21 protein-coding genes and 1 tRNA gene are annotated in these 21,828 nt (G+C 53.9%); 20 read left to right on the top strand and 2 right to left on the bottom strand.

Going from position 1 to position 21,828, the window contains the following annotated elements; genetic code table 11:
• Positions 1–7: 7 nt before the first annotated feature.
• Positions 8–391, top strand: a complete 384-nt coding sequence (dhaM, locus tag BM322_RS03910; protein ID WP_075428602.1) for a dihydroxyacetone kinase phosphoryl donor subunit DhaM — start codon at positions 8–10, stop codon at positions 389–391.
• A 75-nt stretch (positions 392–466) separates the two neighbouring features.
• The gene (locus tag BM322_RS03905) at positions 467–1,375 is read left to right on the top strand and encodes a DUF2156 domain-containing protein (protein WP_075428601.1); all 909 of its coding nucleotides are present in this window, start codon (positions 467–469) and stop codon (positions 1,373–1,375) included.
• A 58-nt stretch (positions 1,376–1,433) separates the two neighbouring features.
• Here the strand turns inward: BM322_RS03905 and bioB are convergent, their stop codons facing one another.
• A complete protein-coding gene (bioB, locus tag BM322_RS03900; protein WP_075428600.1) occupies positions 1,434–2,444 on the bottom strand; it encodes a biotin synthase BioB in 1,011 nt (336 codons plus the stop codon).
• Between the two features lie 198 nt (positions 2,445–2,642).
• On the opposite strand from bioB, the gene BM322_RS03895 reads away from it, so the two are divergent.
• The 8 genes from BM322_RS03895 (at position 2,643) to glyS (ending at position 10,334) form a co-directional block, all read left to right on the top strand.
• Positions 2,643–3,662 carry a PhoH family protein gene (locus BM322_RS03895; RefSeq protein ID WP_075428599.1) on the top strand — a complete coding sequence of 340 codons (1,020 nt, stop codon included), beginning with the start codon at positions 2,643–2,645 and terminating at the stop codon, positions 3,660–3,662.
• A 1-nt stretch (position 3,663) separates the two neighbouring features.
• Positions 3,664–4,128 (top strand): rRNA maturation RNase YbeY, encoded by a 465-nt coding sequence (gene ybeY / locus BM322_RS03890; RefSeq protein ID WP_075428598.1) that lies wholly within the window; start codon positions 3,664–3,666, stop codon positions 4,126–4,128.
• A gap of 20 nt (positions 4,129–4,148) precedes the next feature.
• The gene (gene era, locus BM322_RS03885; protein WP_075428597.1) at positions 4,149–5,054 is read left to right on the top strand and encodes a GTPase Era; all 906 of its coding nucleotides are present in this window, start codon (positions 4,149–4,151) and stop codon (positions 5,052–5,054) included.
• Complete coding sequence (locus tag BM322_RS03880) at positions 5,051–5,728, top strand: DUF502 domain-containing protein (protein ID WP_075428596.1); 678 nt, start codon at positions 5,051–5,053, stop codon at positions 5,726–5,728. Before era ends, BM322_RS03880 begins: the two co-directional genes overlap by 4 nt.
• Positions 5,728–6,456, top strand: a complete 729-nt coding sequence (gene recO / locus BM322_RS03875; protein ID WP_075428595.1) for a DNA repair protein RecO — start codon at positions 5,728–5,730, stop codon at positions 6,454–6,456. Before BM322_RS03880 ends, recO begins: the two co-directional genes overlap by 1 nt.
• A 28-nt stretch (positions 6,457–6,484) precedes the next feature.
• Positions 6,485–7,111 (top strand): hypothetical protein, encoded by a 627-nt coding sequence (locus BM322_RS03870; protein ID WP_075428594.1) that lies wholly within the window; start codon positions 6,485–6,487, stop codon positions 7,109–7,111.
• Between the two features lie 290 nt (positions 7,112–7,401).
• On the top strand, positions 7,402–8,280 hold the full coding sequence (glyQ, locus tag BM322_RS03865; protein WP_033170319.1) for a glycine--tRNA ligase subunit alpha: 879 nt from the start codon (positions 7,402–7,404) through the stop codon (positions 8,278–8,280).
• 2 nt (positions 8,281–8,282) lie between these two features.
• A complete protein-coding gene (gene glyS, locus BM322_RS03860; protein WP_075428593.1) occupies positions 8,283–10,334 on the top strand; it encodes a glycine--tRNA ligase subunit beta in 2,052 nt (683 codons plus the stop codon).
• A 72-nt stretch (positions 10,335–10,406) separates the two neighbouring features.
• Here the strand turns inward: glyS and BM322_RS03855 are convergent, their stop codons facing one another.
• Positions 10,407–10,949: an LptA/OstA family protein gene (locus BM322_RS03855; protein ID WP_075428592.1), complete on the bottom strand. Its 543-nt coding sequence runs from the start codon at positions 10,947–10,949 to the stop codon at positions 10,407–10,409.
• Here BM322_RS03855 and BM322_RS13515 point away from each other — a divergent pair.
• The 10 genes from BM322_RS13515 (at position 10,941) to BM322_RS03810 (ending at position 21,824) form a co-directional block, all read left to right on the top strand.
• A complete protein-coding gene (locus BM322_RS13515; RefSeq protein ID WP_177220813.1) occupies positions 10,941–11,117 on the top strand; it encodes a hypothetical protein in 177 nt (58 codons plus the stop codon). The genes BM322_RS03855 and BM322_RS13515 overlap by 9 nt on opposite strands.
• 38 nt (positions 11,118–11,155) lie before the next feature.
• Complete coding sequence (locus BM322_RS03850; protein ID WP_075428591.1) at positions 11,156–12,154, top strand: deoxyguanosinetriphosphate triphosphohydrolase; 999 nt, start codon at positions 11,156–11,158, stop codon at positions 12,152–12,154.
• A gap of 203 nt (positions 12,155–12,357) precedes the next feature.
• On the top strand, positions 12,358–14,148 hold the full coding sequence (dnaG, locus tag BM322_RS03845; protein WP_075428590.1) for a DNA primase: 1,791 nt from the start codon (positions 12,358–12,360) through the stop codon (positions 14,146–14,148).
• A 47-nt stretch (positions 14,149–14,195) separates the two neighbouring features.
• Entirely contained in the window at positions 14,196–15,326 is a 1,131-nt protein-coding gene (gene rpoD, locus BM322_RS03840; RefSeq protein ID WP_075428589.1) for an RNA polymerase sigma factor RpoD, read from the top strand.
• Positions 15,327–15,397: 71 nt separating this feature from the next.
• A tRNA-Asn gene (locus BM322_RS03835) sits at positions 15,398–15,473 on the top strand.
• A 65-nt stretch (positions 15,474–15,538) separates the two neighbouring features.
• Positions 15,539–16,228, top strand: a complete 690-nt coding sequence (locus BM322_RS03830; protein WP_075428588.1) for a class I SAM-dependent methyltransferase — start codon at positions 15,539–15,541, stop codon at positions 16,226–16,228.
• Positions 16,222–17,031, top strand: coding sequence for a Nif3-like dinuclear metal center hexameric protein (locus BM322_RS03825; protein WP_075428587.1), 810 nt, complete (start codon positions 16,222–16,224; stop codon positions 17,029–17,031). The genes BM322_RS03830 and BM322_RS03825 overlap by 7 nt, the downstream gene beginning before the upstream one ends.
• A 37-nt stretch (positions 17,032–17,068) precedes the next feature.
• On the top strand, positions 17,069–17,998 hold the full coding sequence (locus BM322_RS03820; RefSeq protein WP_075428586.1) for a YitT family protein: 930 nt from the start codon (positions 17,069–17,071) through the stop codon (positions 17,996–17,998).
• A gap of 117 nt (positions 17,999–18,115) precedes the next feature.
• Positions 18,116–20,593, top strand: coding sequence for a leucine--tRNA ligase (gene leuS, locus BM322_RS03815; protein WP_075428585.1), 2,478 nt, complete (start codon positions 18,116–18,118; stop codon positions 20,591–20,593).
• Between the two features lie 151 nt (positions 20,594–20,744).
• Complete coding sequence (locus BM322_RS03810) at positions 20,745–21,824, top strand: HD-GYP domain-containing protein (RefSeq protein ID WP_075428584.1); 1,080 nt, start codon at positions 20,745–20,747, stop codon at positions 21,822–21,824.
• Positions 21,825–21,828: the final 4 nt, after the last annotated feature.

Genomic DNA, 21,828 nt, shown 5'->3' with positions numbered 1-21,828 from the left:
GACGGCGTTGGTAGGGATTGTAATCGTATCACATAGCCAGAAGCTGGCGGAAGGCGTCAAAGAACTGGCTGAGATGATGGCGCGTGATGTGCAGATTGCCGCAGCCGGTGGACTCGACGACGGCATGATGGGAACGAGCTATGAGAAAATCACGCTGGCCGTAGAGGAAGTCTGTGGCCACGATGGTGCAGTGATACTTATGGACATGGGCAGTGCGGTCATGACGGCCGAGTTGGTGCAGGAGAACCTCAAGGATGATATGGTGCGGCTGGTAGATTGCCCGCTGGTTGAGGGAACTGTCCTGGCTGCGGTGGCTGCTGCTGGTGGTGCCGATGTGGTTGAGGTGGCCAGACAGGCAGAGGCCGGCCGCCAGATGATGAAGCTTCAGTGAGTCAGTCACGGCGGGAGCTTGACAGGTTTGGTATCATGAGAGGGTACACAGTAACGAAAGTGTGTCATCAGGAGGATGATTATCATAGAATTCCGTGAGTTGACGAAAGCCGACAAGCCACTGCTTGACCGGTATTTCCAAAGTCGTTATTATGAAAATTCCCATTTCAATTTCACAAATCTGTTCATGTGGCGTGAGCCGTTCCATATCAAATGGTGTGAGGAGGATAATGTCCTCTATATGACCGCAGAATGGGACGGGCAGCTGATGGCTTTGCAGCCCTATGGGCCTGAGGAGAAGATGGTTGAGGCCACGGCGAAATTCCTGGCGTATTTCGAGGCGCAGGGCAAGCCTTTTGTCATTACCGGCATAGAGAAATGCTATGCGGCTGTGCTGGAACAATATGAGGGGGCTGACTTTGAGGTCAAGGCTGATCGTGATAATTATGATTATGTCTATCTGGCAGAAAAGCTTATCACATTGTCTGGCCGCAAGCTGCACTCCAAGAAAAACCATCTGAATGCCTTCCGTAAGCTCTATCCGCAGGCTGAGTATCAGCCGATGACGCCGGAAATCTTGCCGGCGTGTCTCGAGGAATTGCAGCGCTGGTATGACCTGCGCATCCAGGATGAGCCTGATGATCCGTTCATCGGCTGGGAAAGCCAGGCAATCCGTGAGGTATTTGCCGACTTTGATTATTTTGGGCTCAAGGGCGGGGCCATCCGTCTCGATGGGCGCATCATCGCGTTTACGTTTGGCGAGCAGCTCAACACCGATACGGTGGTCGTCCATGTGGAAAAGGCTGATCCCGATATCCGCGGCGCCTATCCAGCAATCAATCAGGGATTTATCGAGCATTGCTGGCAGGGCATGACTTATGTGAACCGCGAGGAAGACATGGGGCATGAAGGGCTGCGTAAGGCTAAGGAGTCTTACAAACCCGAAAAGATGATTGAGAAATTCAATGCAAAACGCATAAGATAAAAACAGCAAGGTGGATTGCTTTCGGTAAGCAATCCACCTTGCTGTTTATCTGTAGCGATCAATGTGTGCCACAGGTGCTGCAGCTGATGGTGCTGTCGTCATTATGATTGGTAAGGCCTAGCGTGTGCAGCAGTTCCATATCTTCTTTGATGGTCGTGCCTGAGGTGGTCAGCATATTGCCGGTAATCGAAGCCGAGGCCCCGGCTCGGAAGGCCGTTGCACCGTTTTGCGGCAGAAGTTTGCGGCCCGCTGCCAGACGGATGTTAGCGGTAGGATTGATGAAACGGAAAATGGCGATGGTGCGCAGGATATCTGCGGCAGGGAGGGCCGGCTGCTGGGCAAGGCCAGTGCCTGGTATAGCCATCAGGGAGTTGATGGGGATGGACTCGATGCCGAGCTCTTGCAGGCTGATGGCCATATCGAAGCGGTCTTCCCAGGTCTCGCCCATGCCGATGATGCCGCCCGAGCAGACACAGAAGCCTTCTTCCTGAGCAATCTTGATGGTATCGATGCGGTCTTGATACGTATGCGAGGTGCAGATCTGCGGGAAGAAGCGGCGGCTGGTCTCGATGTTATGATGATAGCTCGTGACTCCGGCGGCACGCAGGCGCTTGAACTGCTCGCGGGTCAGCAGGCCATGGGAGGCACAGAGGCCGATGGTGAGTTTGTCGTGCATGGCCTTGTACGTATCGATGGCCTTGTCGAAGTCTGCTCCGGCAAGAGCACGTCCTGACGTAACGATGGCAAAGCGGTTGGCACCAGCGTCTTGATTGGCCTTGGCGTTTTGGATGATTTCTTCCTTGGGCAGGAAGGGATATTCGTCGATGCCGGTATGATGGCAGGCGGCCTGCGCACAGTATTTGCAGTTCTCGCCGCAGCGGCCGCTGCGGCCATTGATTATCGTGCAGAGGTCGATATGATTGCCGCAGAAATAATCCTGCAGACGCCGCGCCCCCACCTGCAGCTCCTCTAATGGTGCAGTAAGCAGATAAGATACATCATCGCCACGCCTGATGCGCAGTCCGGCGATAATCTTGTCGGTAAGCTTGTCGATAGCAGTGATTTTCATAACTATAACCCTCGCAAAATATAAGATTTTATTGTAAACATTATAAAATCGCTGTAGTTAACAGTCAACATATATTTAAATAAAAGTTAACTATTGGCTTTTTCATTGTAAGTATTTTTGACGCAGGCCTGATATGTGGTACAATGTGACTATGTGTATTTGTTTATTCGAATAGAAAGAAGCAGGTGAACAGATTCTTTGCAGCAGGCATTAGAAAAGCAGATCATCTTTCAAGATCATAAAGAGGCTTATTCGCTTTTGGGCGAGCGCGATGAGTTCCTGCAGGTCATGCGGGAGAATTTTGACTGTCAGTTCGTGAGCCGCGGCGACCGCATCGAGATCCTCGGTGAGGCTGCGATGGTGGAGCCGGCGGCCAAGGTGCTTGAGGAGCTCCAGTATCTCTACCGTCAGGGCACGACGATTACGATGCATGAGGTGCGTTATGGCATTGGACTCGTCAAGGGCGGCAAGGGCGAGGCGCTGCACACTTTGTTTGGCGATACGATCCTCGTGACATCCCGGGGCCGTCATGTGCGGCCAAAGACACTAGGCCAGCGTCTTTATCTTGATACGATCCGCCACAATTCCATAACCTTTGGCATCGGCCCGGCAGGTACAGGCAAGACCTATCTGGCTGTAGTCATGGCGGTAGCAGCTATGCGCAATAAAGAGGTCAACAAGATCATCCTGACGCGTCCGGCTGTCGAGGCTGGGGAGCGCCTGGGCTTTTTGCCAGGGGATCTGCAGGATAAGGTCGATCCTTATTTGCGCCCCCTTTACGATGCGCTGCAGGATATCCTCGGCCAGGACACCTATCAGAAGTTCATGGCCAAGGGCATCATCGAGATTGCACCGCTTGCTTATATGCGTGGCCGTACCTTGGAGGATGCGTTCATCATTCTCGATGAGGCCCAGAATACGACCGATAAGCAGATGAAGATGTTCCTGACGCGTCTTGGCTTTGGCTCGCGTATGGTGGTCACAGGGGACCTGGGACAGGTTGACCTGCCCCGTGGCGTTACGTCGGGACTGCGTGAGGCTGCTCAGGTGCTCGATGGTGTCAAGGGCGTCGGCATCGTGCGCCTCGCACCGATGGATGTCATCCGTCATGAGGTCGTGACGCGCATTGTCGAGGCCTATGGCGACTGGGAAGCCAAGAAGAAAAAGGCGAAGGAAGCCGCCGCAAAGAAACGGGAAGAAAAACAGGGGCAGGAGTAAAATGGAAGTAATCATCAGCAATTATCCGGAGGAGCTGACATTTCCGGAGGAGTATGTCGAGAATGTCAAGGCGGCAGCCGAAATGGTCGGCAAGCTCTATGGTGTAGAGAATGGCGAGGTCAGCGTCACGCTGACGAATAACGAATATATCCACACGCTGAACAAGCAGTATCGCGGCATTGACCGTCCGACCGATGTCTTGTCCTTTGCGCTCAATGAGAGCGAGGAGCCTGAGATTGATGGCGGCATGGACGTCAATGTGCTGGGCGATCTCATCATTTCGGTGGAGCGTGCCGAGGAGCAGGCTGCAGATTTCGGCCATAGCGTGCGCCGCGAGATGGCGTTCCTGACTGTCCATGGCATGCTGCATCTTTTGGGCTATGACCACATGGAGGACGAAGAACGCGAGGAGATGGAAGCCGAGCAGCGTTTCGTCATGGAGAAGCTCGGGATTTCCCGGGACTGAGAGAGGATAGAAGGAAGAGTATGGAACAGAATCAGAAACATAAATCGGGCTTTATCGCCGTTATCGGCCGCCCGAATGTCGGTAAATCGACACTTGTCAACACGCTGATTGGCGAGAAGATTGCCATCATGAGCGATAAGCCGCAGACTACGCGCAACCGCATCCTGTGCATCCTGACGCAGCCCGATGCGCAGATTGTATTCCTTGACACGCCGGGCATCCACAAGCCGAAGCATAAGCTCGGGGAGTATATGGTCAAGGCGGCCGAGGGCACGCTCAAGGAAGTCGATGCCATCCTGTTCGTGGTGGATGCCACGGAAAAACTTGGCCCCGGTGAGATGTATATCCTGGAGCGCCTGCAGGCAACGAAACGTCCGGTCATACTCGTTGTCAATAAACTCGATCTTATCGAGCGCGAGAAGGCTCTGCCGATTATCGGCAATTATACGGCGAAGTACCAGTTTGCCGGTGTCGTGCCGATTTCGGCCAAGGAGGAGCTGAATCTTGACAGCCTGCTGGCTGAGATCAAGAAATATCTGCCCGAGGGGCCGCAGTATTATCCGGATGATATGATCACGGATCAGCCGGAACGCCTCATCGTGGCCGAGCTCATCCGCGAGAAAGCCCTGCACCTCACGCGTGACGAAATCCCGCATGCGATTGCCGTCGATGTGGATGAGATGACGACGCGTCCTAACGACGATGTCTATATCCGTGCGACCATCTATGTCGAGCGCGATTCCCAGAAGGGTATCATCATTGGTGCCAAGGGCTCGATGCTCAAGGAAATCGGGGCACTGGCGCGCACGGATATCCAGAATCTGCTGGGCTCGAAGGTATTCCTTGATCTCTGGGTCAAGGTACGCAAGGATTGGCGTGACCGCGATGGCATCCTGCGCAACTTCGGCTTTGGTGACGAGCGATGAGCGGGGACACAGGGGCAAAGACGAACCGCAGTCTGTCCCGCTGCATATCGCGCCGGTTCATCAATGGCCTGATCCTTTTGGTGCCGTTGGCCATCACGTTCTTTGTGGTGGCTGAGACCCTGCATTTCACCGAGGGCGTGCTCGGCATGCATCTGCCCTTCTATTTCCCGGGGATGGGGCTTATCACACTGCTCGTCGTCATCTATCTGACGGGCTGGGCCTCGTCGTACTGGGCGACGCGCCGGCTGATCCATGTCGGTGAGATGTTGCTGGGTAAGATTCCCGTGGTCAAATTCATCTACAATAGCGTCAAGCATCTGTCGACGGCGGTGTTTGAGTCCAATAATATGTTTGACCAGGTAGTGCTCGTGCCGTTCCATCAGTCGAAGGCACTGGGGTTCATCATGGCCGATGTGCCTGAGATGCTCAAGGAGCGGCTAGGCGATGACTATGTATGCGTCTTTGTGCCCTGGAGCCTCAATATGACTTCGGGGACGAACTTGTTTGTGCTCAAGAAAGATGTCATATACCTGGACATCAGCAGTGAGTCGGCCCTGCAGTATATGCTGACAGCTGGTGCAGTCATGCCGAAGCGCTTGTCGGTGCCAGCTGAGGAAAGCAGCAACCTGTCAGCGGCTGCCGTCGATGAGCTGCTGCAGAAGGAAAAGCAATAATGGCAATATATCAGACTGAGGCGGTAGTGCTCGGGGCGAAGAACTGGGGCGAGGCCGACAAGATGATGACCTTCTTCACGCGGGAGCGCGGTCTTGTGAAGGCTGCGGCTTTTGGCTGCCGGCGTCCGCGTAGTCCGCTGGCTGGCGGCATGCAGATGTTCTCGCTGCTCGAGCTGCAGCTCGCGGAAGGGCAGCGGGTCGATACGGTCAAGCAGTGCACGCTTAAACGTCATTACCGAAGTCTCAGTGAAGATCTCACAGCCATGGCTTATGGCAGCTTTGTTGCCGAGTTCCTGCGTGAGTTCCTGCCTGAGGGGCAGCCTGAGCCGCAGATGTTTGCCCAGCTGCAGCAGGTGCTCACAGCTTTTGAGACGCGCAATCCGCGCGTGACAGCTCTGGCGGCCGTCTATCAGCTGCTCGAGTTCACTGGCATGCAGCTGCATTATGAGCACTGCGTGCACTGCGGGCGGGAAATCAACGGCGATGCCTACTTCCTGCAAGCGGCAGGCGGCGTGCTTTGCGAGGACTGCCATGAGGCCGGCGTGCCACCATTTCCCGATGAGCTGCGGCGGTTCATCCTAAGCTTGCGGGATTTTGACTGGTCAGAGGCTGCGACGCTGAAGGTCAGCGCGCGCCTGCTGGTGCAGGCGGAGCAACTGCTGCTGAGCTATTTGCAGTCGTTGTTGGGACGGCCGCTCAAATCCTTGGCTTTTATCCAGCAACTGTAACTGGTCTTTTGATGAAAGGGTTAACGCAATGAAGAAACACAAGATACTGCTGGCATCGCTGCTGTTGCTGGTGATGTGTATATCTCTGACGGGTTGTTTTGGCGATAAGCCGCTGCAGCAGGTGTCCGTGCAGGGAGAGGTCTATAAGCTTTCGCTGGAGATGCCGTTTTCGGTGGGCGGCGTCATGAAGGATGTCCCTGTAAACCAGCAGCTGGCAGTGGCTATCAAGAAACGCCAGAGCTGCATGGAACGGCCGACTGGTGAGGATATCCATATGGCAGAGTTCACGGCGAGTACCTTTGACCGGCAGGGCATCGAGAAAAACTATGGCTCGCTCAAGGAGCCTAAGGCCAAGCAGTTCTATGCTGATATGGGCAAGGCGATGCGGGCAACTTACATCCAGTCCCTGGCGAAGGCAGCCAAGATGACGAATGTCACAACGGATGAGAAACAGATGACCATCGATGGCCGTGATGCTGTCGTGACCACGGTGAACTGCAAGATGCGCGGCGAGGATGAGGTGCTCAAGGTCGTTTATATCGATGATGCAGAGGAATCCTGGTTGGTCACGCTGGCCTATCCGAAGGAAAAAAGCGATGGCATCGGCAAACAGATCGATGAGACCATCATCCCGGGCATCAAGCTCACGAAGTGATGCTGGGAGTTGACAAGTATCCACGATTTTGCTAAACTCGTAGACAGCGATGAAGAAGAAGAGTAGTCCCTGACTTTAGCGAGATGGCGATGGTGAAAGGCTGTCAATAGGTGATGAACGGCACTTTGGAGCGGAACCCTATATGATGAGGTGGGCTTCCTAGATGGAAACCAATCAGGGTGGAACCGCGGGATCTTGAATGGCAAGTCTCGTCCCTGTAACGATAACGTTACGGGGGCGGGACTTTTTTGCGTTTCCGTAGCAGATTTATTTGAAGAGGAGTTGTTCCCATGAAATTTCAGGAAATCATCCTGGCCCTGCAGAAATTCTGGTCGGAACAGGGCTGCATCCTGGCCGAACCCTATGATGTCGAAAAGGGCGCCGGCACGATGAATCCGTCCACGTTCCTGCGCGTACTTGGGCCGGAGCCATGGCATGTTGCCTATGTTGAGCCGTCCCGCCGTCCGGCTGATGGCCGCTATGGCGATAACCCGAACCGCCTGTATCAGCACCATCAGTTCCAGGTCATCATGAAACCGTCGCCGGACAACATTCAGGAGCTCTATCTCGAGAGTCTTGAGCGTCTCGGCATTGACCCGAAGAAACACGATATCCGTTTCGTTGAGGATAACTGGGAATCCCCGACGTTAGGTGCTTGGGGACTGGGCTGGGAAGTCTGGCTCGACGGCATGGAAATCACGCAGTTCACCTATTTCCAGCAGGTGGGCAGCCAGGACATCAAGCCGGTAGCCTCGGAAATCACGTACGGCCTGGAGCGTCTCGCCATGTACATCCAGGGTGTCGAGAACGTCTACGACATCCAGTGGACGGATGACTACACCTATGGCGATGTCTTCCATCAGAACGAGTATGAGCAGTCGGCTTATGCTTTTGACCTTTCTGATGAGAAGCTCTTGTTTGAGCTCTTCGACAAATACGAGGCTGAGGCTGTCCGCGTCATCGCCGAGGGCTATGTCCATCCGGCTTATGACTACGTGCTCAAGTGCTCCCATACCTTCAACCTGCTGGATGCCCGCGGCGCTATCTCGGTATCGCAGCGTACGGCGTTCATCGGCCGTGTCCGCAAGCTGGCCCGCCTCTGCGCTGAGTGCTATCTGAAACAGCGCGAGGAGCTGGGCTATCCGATGTTGCATAGAGGGGAGAAGTGAGCATGAGCAAGGATTTATTACTGGAAATCGGCACGGAAGAAGTTCCGGCCCATGTCATGCCGGGCATCCTTGCCCAGCTGAAAGAGAATGCGGAAAAGGCATTCAAAGAGAACCGCATTGCCTTTGGCAGCGTCCGCACGATTGGTACGCCGCGCCGTACGGCACTCATCGTAAAAGATTTGGCGGAGAAACAGGAAGATGTTTCCAGCGAGAACCGCGGCCCGTCGGTGCAGATCGCTTTCGATGCTGATGGCAATCCGTCCAAGGCCGCTCAGGGCTTTGCCCGCGGTCAGGGAGTTGACCCGAAAGACCTGGTGGAAAAAGACGGCTATGTCTATGCGATGGTTCATGAAGAGGGCAAAGCTACGGCTGACCTCTTGCAGGAGCTGCTCAAAGACCTTATCTGCGGCCTGTCCTTCCCGAACAATATGCGCTGGCGCGACCTGGACTTCAAGTTCATCCGTCCGCTGCGCTGGATTGTGGCCCTGCTCGATAACGAGGTCATCCCGTTTGAGGTGGCTGAGGTCAAATCGGGCCGCACCTCTCGCGGCCACCGTTTCCTGTCCCAGGGCGATTTTGAGATTGCTGATGCCGACAGCTACGAGAAGGCCTGCGAGGAAAACTTCATCATTGTCGATCAGGATAAGCGCAAGGCTATGATCCGCGAGCAGATCGAAGAAGTTGCCAAGGCTAACGGCGGCAAGGCCGAGATCACAGAAGATCTGCTCGAAGAGGTTCTCTATCTCGTCGAGTATCCGACGGCCCTCTGCGGCAAGTTCGAGGAGAAATATCTTGCACTGCCGCCGGAGACGGTCATTACGCCGATGCGTGACCATCAGCGTTACTTCCCGGTCAAGGCTGCTGACGGCAGCCTGCTGCCGCTCTTCATCACGGTCCGCAACGGCGGCAAGGAGCATCTTGAGACCGTCCAGCACGGCAACGAGCGCGTGCTGCGCGCCCGCCTCGACGATGCGCAGTTCTTCTTCGATGAAGACCGCAAGAAGAGCCTCGAAGAGCACCGCGAAAAACTCAAGACGGTCGTATTCCAGCAGGGCCTCGGTACGATGTATGAGAAATCCGAGCGCCTCATGGAACTGGCTGACTTCATTGCCGATGAACTTGGTGCTGATGAGAAGGCTCATAAACATGCTAGACGTGCTGCTGAACTCTGCAAGGCTGACCTCGTGACGGGCATGGTACAGGAGTTCACGGAGCTCCAGGGCATCATGGGCCGCGAGTATGCTAAGCTCGATGGCGAGTGCGAGAAGGTTGCCATCGCTATCGACGAGCACTACATGCCGCGCTTTGCTGGCGACAACCAGCCGCAGTCTGAGGCTGGCCGCATCGTTTCGCTGGCTGACAAGATCGACACGATTGTCGGTACGTTCAGCCGCGGCAAGATTCCGACGGGTTCCCAGGATCCGTTCGCATTGCGCCGCCAGGCTCTCGGTCTTGTACATATGCTGATTGAGGCCAAATACACGCTGAGCCTTGCCAAGATCGTTGCGAAAGCTATGGACCTTTACCAGATCACGGATGAGGCTGCCCGCACGAAGATGCAGCAGGATGTGGCTGACTTCATGCGCCTGCGTCTCAAGAACGTGCTGGAAGATGTCCGCTATGATGTGGTCGATGCTGTGCTCGAAAATGTCGATGATCTCTATGCGGTCAGCCTGCGCGCTGCTGCTGTGGCGAAGTTCGTCGCAAGTGATGCGGCTACGGCCAACATCCAGGCCTTTGTTCGCGCTGCCAACCTGGCCAAGAAAGCAGATTCGGCTGCTGTCGATGCCGCTCTCTTCACGGTTGATGAGGAGAAGGCACTGTATCAGGCCTATACGTCGACGGCCAGCGCCGTTGAGAGCCTAGTCAAGGGCCAGGATTACACGGGGGCCATCGATGCTCTGACGGAACTCTCCCAGCCCATCGATGCGTTCTTCGATGGCGTCATGGTCATGGATAAGGACGAAAAGGTCAAGAATAACCGCCTGGGCCTGCTCAAGTCGATTGACGCACTGGTCAATCGCGTAGCTGACTTCTCGAAGGTTGTGCTCTAAGCTGAAATGACATAAAAATAGAACCATGGAATGCAGTGGATCTCACTGTGTTCCATGGTTCTTTTTTATCGGTCAATGGATTTCGTCGTTGGCCAGATCGAATTCCAGATGGGCAGCGGCGCGATGCTCGCCCTTATAGATGCAGATCACATGGCCGTCAAAGACGGCGGTCTGTTTGTCCCAGTGGTAAGCCATATTGTCGGAGTGGATGGCAAGCCCCGGACGCTCGAGACTGCAGTTCGGGCCAAAGAACCAGGCGACATTGCCAGCCAGCTCCGCGTAGACGGCACCGCCTGAGAAACAGAGCTCCCCTTCGTTGAGCTTAGTATTGCCCTCTGTCCAGAGCTGCAGGGTCTGGGTGCTGATCTTGGCCGCATCGGTCAAGATGGTGCGATTGCCGAACTGGATCTTGACATTGCCTTGCAAGGTGTAGCGTGCGGTAGATTCGTTGTAATCACTGTGGTCAGCTGTGACGATGGCCTTGTCACGGCCCTTGATGATATTATCGGTGATGCTCATCGTGATGGTTCGTGGCGCGGCTGTGGCCGGCTGCGGCGCAGAGAGCGCGAGGAGTCCGAGCGCAGTGGCAGCCAGCAGCAAAGGAAAATGTTTCATAGATGGAAACCTCCTTTTCGGGGTGCTTTTTCTTTTTATTGTACGCCAAAGGAAAAATTTTTGCAAAAGCGTTGGCAGCATGAAAAACATAAGATTGGCAAGCGTTTTTTTGAAAAAAATGACGAAAAAAAAGGAAAAAGACGAGACTTTTTGACGGAAATAGTGTAATATAAAAAGGAAACCCTGCAAAAAGGAGGTTAGAATTCATGAATGTAAGGGAACGTCTTGAGGCGCAGGAATATGAGATCCTTTCGCCATATGCGGCCAAGAGCCGCGAGGCCCATCGGAAATATCCGATGGAGGAGTGTCCGTTCCGGACGTCGTTTCAGCGGGACCGCGATCGCATTCTCCATTCGAAATCCTTTCGCCGGCTCAAGCATAAGACACAGGTCTATATCGTCGCAGGCGATCACTATCGCACGCGTATGACCCATAGCTTGGAGGTTTCGCAGATTTCACGGACGATTGCCCGTGGCCTGCGACTCAATGAGGATCTGACTGAGGCCATTGCCCTCGGTCATGATGTTGGGCATACGCCTTTCGGTCATGCCGGTGAGGCTGCTATGGCTGAACTTACCGGTCATTTTGCGCATAACGAGCAGAGCCTGCGCGTCGTTGAATTCCTGGAGCGTGGTGGACAGGGACTGAATCTTACTTTTGAGGTCAAGGATGGCATCGTAAACCATACGGGCAGCGTGCTGCCAAAGACTCTCGAAGGGCGTATCGTGCGGACCGCTGACCGTATCGCTTATCTCTGTCATGATTACGATGACAGCCTGCGGGCAGGACTGCTGCAGCCGGGCGATTTGCCAGCTATAGTCTATGAGAGGCTCGGGGAAGATACCTCGCATATGATTACGAGCATGGTTTCGGACATGATTGTTAATTCGATGGACAAGGATGATGTCAGTCTTTCTGATGAAGTGAAAGAAGTCATGGATGTCTTCCGCAATTTCATGTTTGAGCGCATCTATCATTCAGAGACCTTGGCCCATGAACGCCGTCAGGCTGTTTATGTGCTCAGGGAATTATATGGATGGTTCTTGCAGCATTTTAATGAACTGCCGGAGGAATTCATCAGTCGGGAGAAACGCTGGGGCAGGCAGAAGATTGTCACGGATTACGTGGCTGGTCTTACGGACAGCTATGCCGTGCAGCTTTTCCATGAGATATACATGCCGCCGGTGGGACTCATGGTTCATTGAGACAAAAAATTTTAAATTTGTCAATAGGAAAAAGGATATTGGCAAGTTTGCGGGAATATAAATAGTAAAAAGGGCTGTATGTTAGTGATGCTGCTTTCGTAAGAAATTTTCACGAAAAGCAGGAAATTTGTCGTTAATGGCGAATCACATACAGGTACCTTATTATAAAGTATCTAACTTTGGGTATCAGCAAGGGGTCGAGTATGCGCAGCGAGAGAATGGATGAATTTGTGGAGCAGGTTCGCTCCCAGTCCGACATCGTCAATGTCATCCAGAGCTATGTTCCCTTAAAGCGCAAGGGAAATCGTTATTGGGGCTGCTGTCCTTTCCATAACGAGAAGACTCCTTCTTTTTCCGTCGTTCCGGATAAAGGTTTTTTCTACTGTTTTGGCTGTCATGCCGGTGGCAATGTTTTCAAGTTCCTTTCAATGATTGAGAATGTCACGTATTTCGAGGCCATCAAGCTGCAGGCAGAAAAACTGGGAATCCCCTTGCCGGAACGGCAGCGCACACCGCAGGAAATCGCCCGGGAACGGGAGATGGCGGATTTGCGCAAGGTTAATGAGATGGCGCGGGATTTCTTCCATAATTGTCTGACGATGACGCGTTATGGCGAGGCTGGTAAGGCGTATTTTGCTGGCCGTGATATCTCGCCCGAGACCATTGAAGAGTTCAAGCTGGGATTTGCCCCGAATGCCTGGGATAAGTTGTCCACAGCCTTTGCAAAGCGTGGAGTGAAGCAGGAATTTTTATTGGCAAGCGGGCTCGCAGCAGAGCGCAATAATGGCGGCGGACTTTACGATCGGTTCCGCAATCGCGTGATCATCCCGATAGCGGATGAGCGCGGCCGGGTGGTCGGTTTCGGCGGCCGGGTGCTCGATGACAGTACACCGAAGTACCTCAATACACCAGAGACGATATTGTTTAATAAGAGGAAAATCCTTTTTGGTCTGGATCGCTCCCATCGGGCCATCCAGCAGGCAGGCTATGCCATCGTCGTAGAAGGCTATATGGATGCTATCTCGGTCTTCGGTGCCGGCGTCAGGAACGTCGTGGCATCACTGGGGACGGCATTCACGGTAGAACATTGCCAGAAACTTCTGCGCTATGCGCCGGATATTTATTTTTGCTATGACAGCGATGAGGCTGGCCAGAAAGCCACGATTCGGGCATTATCCATCGTACGTGACACGGGCGCTGTTGTCAGGGTCATCGTTGTTCCCGATGGCAAGGATCCTGATGAATACATTCGCAAGCATGGGGCAGACGCATTCCGCGCTTTGGTTAAAGAAGCTCTGCCACTGGTTGAGTACCGTTTGCAGTATGTCCTCAAGCATGTCAATTATGACACGCTCGATGGGAAGGTCAGGGCACTGCATGAGATGCTGCCGGTATTGGCCGGAGTAAGAGAGACAGCGGTACGCAGCGAATATGAAAAGAAGCTCGCGCAGATCTTGTTGCTGGACGAGGGTGTCGTGCGTGATGAGCTTCGGCGTTATGCCCGGGGGGCGGTTCCTGAGGAGGCAGGACCGGTTCGCGCTCCTATCCGGCAGGCGGTACAGCAGCAGGATAATGCACTCAGACGGGCTGGGCGCATTGTCGTTCGCATGGTTTGGCAGGATATCTCGCTGATCCACCATGTAAGTTCGGTGCTGCCCCTTGACGGTGTCAGTGACCCAGTCCAGCGTGAAATCCTGTTGTTCCTGCAGGATTTGAGCAGCCAGGGACAGGCTCCAGATGATGTTACGGCCGCGGAGAACCTCAGTGAGGACGCGGCGGCAGAACTCTCTCGGGCTCTGGTTGAGGATTTAGGCGGACGTGCGGAAACCGAAGCCTACAATGACTCCCTGAAAGTGCTCAGGAAAGCCTATCTTAATATGCTGTTCGTGGAACATTCCCGCAAGGCTGATGAATATATGAAGGCGGGAAATACAGCCTATGTCGATGAACTGAATGAGGTTATGAGAATAAAAGATGAAATGGATGAATTGTGATTTGAATAGATTGGTAGTCATGGAATGTGAGGAAAGGGGGATGCTGAATGGCTGAGGCTAAAAACATTCAGGCTGAGGCTGGCAGCAAGAACCGCAGCTCGGAGATCGTGGAGAACCTCTTGTCGCGCGGCAAGAGAAATGGCGGTACGTTAACCTATGGGGAGCTGGTTGAGGCACTGCAGACGCAGGACCTTTCCCCAGATGAGATAGATACGATGTATGATACCTTCAGCAGGAAAGGGATCGAGATTATCGATGATTCGAATAGCAGTGACCAGTCCGATGATGAGGTCGATATCGATGACAAGGACGAAGAGGTTGAGATTGACCTCTCCGTGCCAGAAGGTGTCAGCATCGATGACCCGGTTCGCATGTATCTGAAGGAAATCGGCCGTGTACCTCTGTTGACGGCTGAGGAAGAGGTCGTGCTTGCTAAGCGCATGCAGGAAGGCGACGAAATGGCGCAGAAGCGCCTGGCTGAGGCTAACCTGCGTCTGGTTGTCAGTATTGCCAAGCGCTATGTTGGCCGTGGCATGCTGTTCCTGGATTTGATCCAGGAGGGTAACCTTGGTCTTATCAAGGCTGTCGAGAAATTTGATTATACGAAGGGCTACAAATTCAGTACCTATGCAACTTGGTGGATCCGTCAGGCTATTACGCGCGCTATCGCCGACCAGGCACGTACGATCCGTATCCCTGTGCATATGGTCGAGACCATCAACAAGCTCATCCGCGTATCCCGCCAGCTGCTGCAGCAGCTGGGCCGTGAACCGTCGCCAGAGGAGATTGCCAAGGAGATGGATATCACGGTCGAGCGTGTACGCGAGATCATGAAGATTGCTCAGGAGCCGGTTTCTCTGGAGACGCCAATTGGCGAGGAAGAGGATTCCCATCTGGGCGACTTCATCGAGGACCAGGATGCACCGGCACCGGCTGATGCTGCCTCGTTCATGCTGCTCAAGGAGCAGCTCGAGGAAGTGCTCGATACGCTGACGCCGCGTGAGGAAAAGGTCCTGCGCCTGCGTTTTGGTCTTGATGATGGCCGGGCACGCACCTTGGAGGAAGTTGGTCAGAATTTCGGCGTCACGCGTGAGCGTATCCGTCAGATTGAGGCCAAGGCACTTCGTAAGCTGCGTCATCCGAGCCGCAGCCGCAAGCTCAAAGATTTCTTGGACTAAAAAAATTCTTGACAAGAACTGAGCTGATGCGTATAATAGTCAATGTTGATGCACGGCATTGACCCATTAATTCCTCGATAGCTCAGCCGGTAGAGCACCTGACTGTTAATCAGGCTGTCGCAGGTTCGAATCCTGCTCGAGGAGCCATTGGAAACACAAGGGTGTAACGGAAGGTTACACCCTTTTTATTTTTTTAGACAGGGGGCATCATCATGCAGTTGGATGATAGACTTCAGGCATTGGCAGATTTTGTGCCGATTGGCTGCCGCGCGGCCGACATCGGTACGGATCATGGCTATCTGGCCATTGCCCTCATCCGTGAGGGCAAGGCGGGGTTCGTGGTAGCCGGTGACTTGAATGAGGGCCCGTATGAGGCTGCTAAGCGTACTGTGCATGAGAATGCCATTGCAGAGGATCAGATTTCGGTGCGTCTGGGCAATGGCCTGCAGGTGCTCGCACCAGGCGAGGTAGATACCGTCTGCATTGCGGGAATGGGCGGCGTCTTGATGACGCAAATCCTCGAGCAGTCGCCAGATGTGGTGAAGAAATTGAAGACACTCGTGCTGCAGCCGATGAATGGTGCGCCGGAGTTGCGCAAGTGGCTCTATCGCCATAGCTGGCACATCGCAGATGAGAAACTGGCGGTGGCTGATGGGCGCATCTATGAGATCATCAAGGCAGAGCGTGGCCGGCAGGTGCGCCCGGAGCCAATCGACTTGTTGATCGGGCCGGTGCTTTGGCAGAAAAAGTCACCGCTTTTGAAGCATCATATTGAATCACTGCTGTTCCAGCAGCGCCGTGTGCTTACGGGCATGGAGAAGAGCCCACGAGCACTCAAGACCAAGAAATATGCAGTTATCAAGGAACAGGTCAAGGAATTGGAGGAACGGCTCACATGGTAAAATGTCAGGTGGTCATGGATGCGCTCGAGCGCATCGCGCCGAAACGTCTGGCCGAGGATTGGGATAATCCGGGGCTGCTGGTGGGCGCCTTGAATCAGGATATCCATAAGATCCTCGTCTGCCTCGATGTCAGCGATGAGGTGGTGGAGCAGGCGGTGGCTTCTGGCGCTGATATGATCGTGGCGCATCATCCGCTGATCTTCAAGGGAATCCGCAAGGTGCGGACGGATCTGCCGCTGGGGCGGCGTTTGCAGCAGCTGCTGAAACACGATATTGCCGTAGCGGCTGCCCATACGAATCTTGACATCGCCGAGGGTGGCGTCAATGATGTGCTGGCGCAGGCCATCGGCCTTACGAAATTGTCGGCGTTTGTCATCGAGCATCAGGAAGAGGATGGCTCGGTGGTCAGCATGGGGCGCGTTGGCAGCCTGCCGGCGCCGATGACGGTGCAGGATTTTGCGGCCCAGGTGCGCGATGCCCTGCCCACGGAGCATGTGCGGCTTGTGGATGCTGGCCAGCGTCCTGTGCGCAAGGTGGCAATCTGTAGCGGCAGTGGTGCGGAGTTCATCCAGCGGGCGGCCTTTGTGGGCGCAGATGTCTATGTGACCGGCGATGTGAAATATCATGAGGCGCAGCAGGCTGTGGAGCTGGGGCTGCACATCATCGATGCTGGCCACTTCGGCACAGAATTTCCGGTGGTGACAGCGCTATGTGAACGCTTGACCGCTGAACTGGAACTGGCCAAGGGAACCGTGGAAGTCATCGCTGACCAGTCATCGCGGGATTTCTTTCAAGTGGTCTAAGGAACATAGCAATTGAGGAAGATTCGGGAATACAAAAATGAGTAATTTTGGCATATGGAAACATGCGGGGCGTTATATCCAGATCATGTTGGGCTGCCTGATTGTCTGTCTGGGGTTCAACTTATTCATAATCCCCGCACATCTATTGACGGGCGGCATCAGTGGTGTGGCGCTGATCATCTACTATCTGACAGGCTTGCCCGTCGGTATGCAGAACTTGGCGTATAACTTGCCAATCCTGTATCTGGCCTATCGCGTATTTGGCAAGCTTTACGCCTGGGATACGATTGTCGGTACAGTCGTTTTGTCGTTGATCCTCGATGCGACGCATTTCATGGTTGACTGGAACGTGACCAATGACGGCATGCTCAGTGCAATATTTGGCGGCGTCATGGCGGGCATCGGCTTTGGTATGATTTTCCGCGCCAACGCGAATACAGGCGGCCTTGATGTTGTCGGGGCCGTGGCCAAGAAATTCTATTCGCTTGACGTCGGCACGGTGGTCTTCGTACTGAATTTCGTCATCGTCATGGCGTCGGCCTGGATGTTCAGCGTCGATGAGGCGCTTTATACTTTGGTGTCGATCTATGTGACGGCAGAGCTCACGAACCGTGTGGCAGCAGGCCTTAACCGGGAAAAATCGATTTTCATCGTTTCACCGGCAGCGGAAAAGATCTGCCAGGATATCATGGAGAATGTCCACCGCGGCGTTACTTATATCGAAGGCAAGGGCGGTTTTGCGCGCGAGCACAAGGATATCCTGTTCATCGTCGTGCGGCTCACGCAGGTCAGCCGCGTCAAGACCATCGTTGATCATTACGACCCCCAGGCCTTTATGATCGTGTCGGATACCTCGGAGGTATCGGGCAAGGGATTCACGCTGGAATGCGAGTCATATCAGGATGCGCGGCGCAAATGGCAGGAAGAGCAGGAGAAACAAAAGCTCTTACACAATGCACATGATTAACAGTTGACGCTGTGCCCATAGTTACGGTATAATAGGCTTTAGCTGTAAAACGCGAATTTCAATCCCCGGCTGCATTTTGCAGACGGGGGTTTTTCTATTCTTTAGGAGGAGATCGTTTTGGAGAAGTATTCACCGCAGGAGATTGAAAAAAAATGGCAGGACAAGTGGGAAAATGAGCAGGTCTATAAGACTGAGGCTGACCCGAATCGTCCGAAGTATTACGCTCTGGAGATGTTCCCGTATCCGTCGGGCAATCTGCACATGGGACATGTTCGTAACTATGCCATCGGTGACGTCATGGCCCGCTACAAGACCATGGAGGGCTTCAATGTCCTGCATCCGATGGGCTTTGACTCCTTCGGTATGCCGGCTGAAAATGCAGCCATCAAGCATGGGGTAAGCCCTGCTGATTGGACTTTCAGCAACATCGAAAACATGGAGAAGCAGCAGAAAAAGATGGGTCTCTCCTACGATTGGGACCGCGAAGTCCTGACTTGCACGCCGGAATACTACAAGTGGACCCAGTGGCTCTTTGAGCTCTTCTATAAGAAGGGCCTTGCTTACAAGAAAAAAGCCTCGGTTAACTGGTGCGATACCTGCGGCACGGTTCTGGCTAACGAGCAGGTCATCGATGGCAAATGCTGGCGCTGCGATTCCGATGTTCAGAAAAAGGACCTGTCTCAGTGGTTCCTCAAGATTACCGATTATGCCGATGTGCTGCTGAAAGATCTGGACAAGCTCGAGGGCTGGCCGGAGCGCGTCAAGACGATGCAGGATAACTGGATTGGCCGCAGTGAAGGTCTCGAGATTACCCTGGACGTACCAGAGCTTGACGAAAAGCTCGTCGTCTATACGACCCGTCCGGACACGGCTTATGGTATCACGTTCGTGGCACTGGCTCCGGAGAATGCCCTGGTGGACAAGCTTATCGAAAAGAGCGACAAGGCTGAGGAGCTCAAGGCCTTCTGCCAGAAGGTCCGCAACCAGTCCGATATTGAGCGTACTTCCAGCGAATCGGAAAAAGAAGGCATGTTCACGGGCTTTTATGCTGTCAATCCCTTCAACGGAGAGAAAGCACAGCTCTGGATTACGAACTACGTTGTGGCTGACTATGGCACCGGCGCAGTTATGGGCGTTCCCTCCGGTGACTCCCGTGACTGGATGTTTGCCAAGAAATACGACCTGCCGATTATCCTGACGCTACAGCCGAAGGATAAGGAGCTGGTGCTCGAGGAAATGACCGAGGCCTATGTGGAAAAAGAAGGCCGTCTGGTCAACTCGGCTCAGTTCACAGGCATGGATATGCATGAGGCAGTCAAGGCCATCATGGATTATGCGGAGGAGCAGGGCTTTGGTAAGCGCAAGGTCAACTTCCGCCTGCGCGACTGGCTGATTTCCCGTCAGCGTTATTGGGGGGCACCGATTCCGGTCATCAACTGCCCGCATTGCGGCGAAGTCCTCGTGCCGGAAGACCAGCTGCCGGTCATGTTGCCGACGGATGTATCCTTTGAGGCTGGTTCGGTATCGCCGCTGGCCAGCAGCGAGAAATTCCTGCACTGCAAGTGCCCGAAATGCGGCGCTGATGCAACCCGTGAGACCGATACGATGGATACCTTCATCTGCTCGTCTTGGTATTTCCTGCGCTATACGGATCCCCACAACGACAAGGCACCGTTCGACAAGGATAAGGTCAATTACTGGGCACCGGTGGATCAGTACATCGGCGGCATCGAGCATGCCATCCTGCATCTCTTGTATTCCCGCTTCTTCACGAAGGTTCTCAAAGACGCTGGCCTCGTGGATTTTGATGAGCCCTTCAAGAACCTCTTGACTCAGGGCATGGTCCTCAAAGATGGCTCGAAGATGTCCAAGTCCAAGGGCAATGTGGTATCGCCGGAAGAAATCATCGGCAAGTACGGTGCCGATACGGCTCGCCTCTTCATCCTGTTTGCAGCACCGGTTGACCGTGACCTCGAGTGGAGCGACCAGGGTGTTGAGGGTGCTTACCGTTTCCTCAACCGTGTATGGCGTATCCTCGGTCACTTTGAGGAGAGCATCAAGGCTGGTAAGGACAGCTATGATGTATCGGCACTGACGAAGGACGAGAAGGAATTGCGCCGCATCCTCCACGTCACCATCAAGAAAGTAACGGAAGATGTTCGTGACCGCTTCATGTTCAATACGGCTATCTCCTCTGTCATGGAGCTGGTCAACGCCTTCTATGGTTTCCAGGACAAGGAGCTCAATGCAGGCCTTGCCCGTGAGATGGCTGTAAACCTCGTCAAGATGCTGGCACCGTTCGCTCCGCATATCACGGAGGAACTTTGGAGCCATCTGTTCGTCGAGGGCAGTGTTCATCAGCAGAAATGGCCGACTTACGACGAGGCAGCTATGAAACAGGATGAGATTGAAATTGTCCTGCAGATCAACGGCAAGGTTCGCGATAAGATCATGGTATCGCCGGATCTTGACCGTGAGTCTATGGAAAGGGCAGTCATGGAACTGCCGCGTGCCAAAGAGCTCACCGCGGGCAAGCAGATTGTCAAAGTTATCTGTGTGCCGAAGAAACTCGTGAATATTGTTGTCAAGGGCTGATAGTCCTGTCAGAAGCGCTCCCGTGAAGGGAGCGCTTCTTATCTTTCTGTAATAGTGTATACGGATTGCACGTGGATATGGTATAATTCATGTATAGTCTTAAGGATAGTCAGGTGGCGATTGACCACTTCTAAGGGAAGGATGATACCTCGTGTTGAAGGCGTATGCAGTGGAGAATCTGCGCCCCGGGATGGTCGTGGGGCGGGATGTGATGGATGGCGATATGAATGTGCTGATTGGACAGGGAATGAGCTTGACGCTGGAGCTGATTTACAGTCTGCTCGATCGCCCAATCTTTTCGGTTTACATTGAGGAAGATGAGCCGACCGTTGAGATTCCTGGCAAAGAGTTCCTTCTCGATGATTCGTACACGAGTTGTTATGACACGGTCTATCGCAAGCTCAAGCTGATGTTCACGAATCTGGCAGAACGTGGGGAATTCGATGCGGCGGCATTGCAGGAAATCATGGATGAGAAGAACTTTCGTGAGCTCTGTGATGGGGCCAAGGCTGTTTCACAGATTCACAATATGGCTCGTGAGGGCAGCTATCTGATCAACCACTGCCTGCATGTCGGTATCCTGGCCGGCCTTATGGGCAAGTGGCTCAATTGGTCTGTCCTCGATCAGTACAATCTCGTCATTGCTGGGCTGTTCATCGACATCGGCAAGATGCGTATCTCGGAGGAGATCCTTGATAAGAAAGGGCGTTTGACCGAGGCGGAATTTGATGTCATCAAGAAACATACCCAGTTCGGTCATGACATGATTGGCATGACAACGCTCAAGGCGAATCGCGATATCATGGAAGGCGTGCTCCAGCATCATGAACGCTGCGATGGCTCAGGGTATCCTAATGGCTTGCAGAAAGAGCAGATTTCCCGTTTTGGCCGCGTACTGGCTATCCTGGATATCTACGACGCCATGGCTGGCGACCGCGTATTTGCCAAACGCCGCTCGCCCTTTGATGTGTTCTCCATCCTGTCCGATGATATCCTGGCGGGAAAGCTCGATACCGAATACGGCGTGCTGTTCATCAAGAATCTCTGCCATGCTTTGAATGGCAACTGGGTACAGCTGAGCAACGGCGAGCGTGGGCGCATCGTCTATATCGATGAGAGCCGTGTCACCTCGCTGCCGGTCGTCCAGACCACTAGGGGCGAGTTCATCGACCTCAACGCTACGCGTCAGGTGAAGATCGACTCCATCTTGACTGCAGCTGAGATTGATTGACGGC

This window comes from Selenomonas sp. GACV-9 (assembly GCA_900116485.1).
GTDB lineage: Bacteria > Bacillota > Negativicutes > Selenomonadales > Selenomonadaceae > Selenomonas_A > Selenomonas_A ruminantium_G.
This window is presented reverse-complemented; position numbering and strand designations above follow the sequence as displayed.

Excerpts from the sequence above, each read along its gene's own strand:
- BM322_RS03905 (WP_075428601.1), top strand. The coding sequence starts at position 467 with ATGATTATCATAGAATTCCGTGAGTTGACGAAAGCCGACAAGCCACTG.
- bioB (WP_075428600.1), bottom strand. The coding sequence starts at position 2,444 with ATGAAAATCACTGCTATCGACAAGCTTACCGACAAGATTATCGCCGGA.
- ybeY (WP_075428598.1), top strand. The coding sequence starts at position 3,664 with ATGGAAGTAATCATCAGCAATTATCCGGAGGAGCTGACATTTCCGGAG.
- era (WP_075428597.1), top strand. The coding sequence starts at position 4,149 with ATGGAACAGAATCAGAAACATAAATCGGGCTTTATCGCCGTTATCGGC.
- BM322_RS03880 (WP_075428596.1), top strand. The coding sequence starts at position 5,051 with ATGAGCGGGGACACAGGGGCAAAGACGAACCGCAGTCTGTCCCGCTGC.
- recO (WP_075428595.1), top strand. The coding sequence starts at position 5,728 with ATGGCAATATATCAGACTGAGGCGGTAGTGCTCGGGGCGAAGAACTGG.
- BM322_RS03870 (WP_075428594.1), top strand. The coding sequence starts at position 6,485 with ATGAAGAAACACAAGATACTGCTGGCATCGCTGCTGTTGCTGGTGATG.
- glyQ (WP_033170319.1), top strand. The coding sequence starts at position 7,402 with ATGAAATTTCAGGAAATCATCCTGGCCCTGCAGAAATTCTGGTCGGAA.
- glyS (WP_075428593.1), top strand. The coding sequence starts at position 8,283 with ATGAGCAAGGATTTATTACTGGAAATCGGCACGGAAGAAGTTCCGGCC.
- BM322_RS13515 (WP_177220813.1), top strand. The coding sequence starts at position 10,941 with ATGTTTCATAGATGGAAACCTCCTTTTCGGGGTGCTTTTTCTTTTTAT.
- BM322_RS03855 (WP_075428592.1), bottom strand. The coding sequence starts at position 10,949 with ATGAAACATTTTCCTTTGCTGCTGGCTGCCACTGCGCTCGGACTCCTC.
- BM322_RS03850 (WP_075428591.1), top strand. The coding sequence starts at position 11,156 with ATGAATGTAAGGGAACGTCTTGAGGCGCAGGAATATGAGATCCTTTCG.
- dnaG (WP_075428590.1), top strand. The coding sequence starts at position 12,358 with ATGCGCAGCGAGAGAATGGATGAATTTGTGGAGCAGGTTCGCTCCCAG.
- rpoD (WP_075428589.1), top strand. The coding sequence starts at position 14,196 with ATGGCTGAGGCTAAAAACATTCAGGCTGAGGCTGGCAGCAAGAACCGC.
- BM322_RS03830 (WP_075428588.1), top strand. The coding sequence starts at position 15,539 with ATGCAGTTGGATGATAGACTTCAGGCATTGGCAGATTTTGTGCCGATT.
- BM322_RS03825 (WP_075428587.1), top strand. The coding sequence starts at position 16,222 with ATGGTAAAATGTCAGGTGGTCATGGATGCGCTCGAGCGCATCGCGCCG.
- BM322_RS03820 (WP_075428586.1), top strand. The coding sequence starts at position 17,069 with ATGAGTAATTTTGGCATATGGAAACATGCGGGGCGTTATATCCAGATC.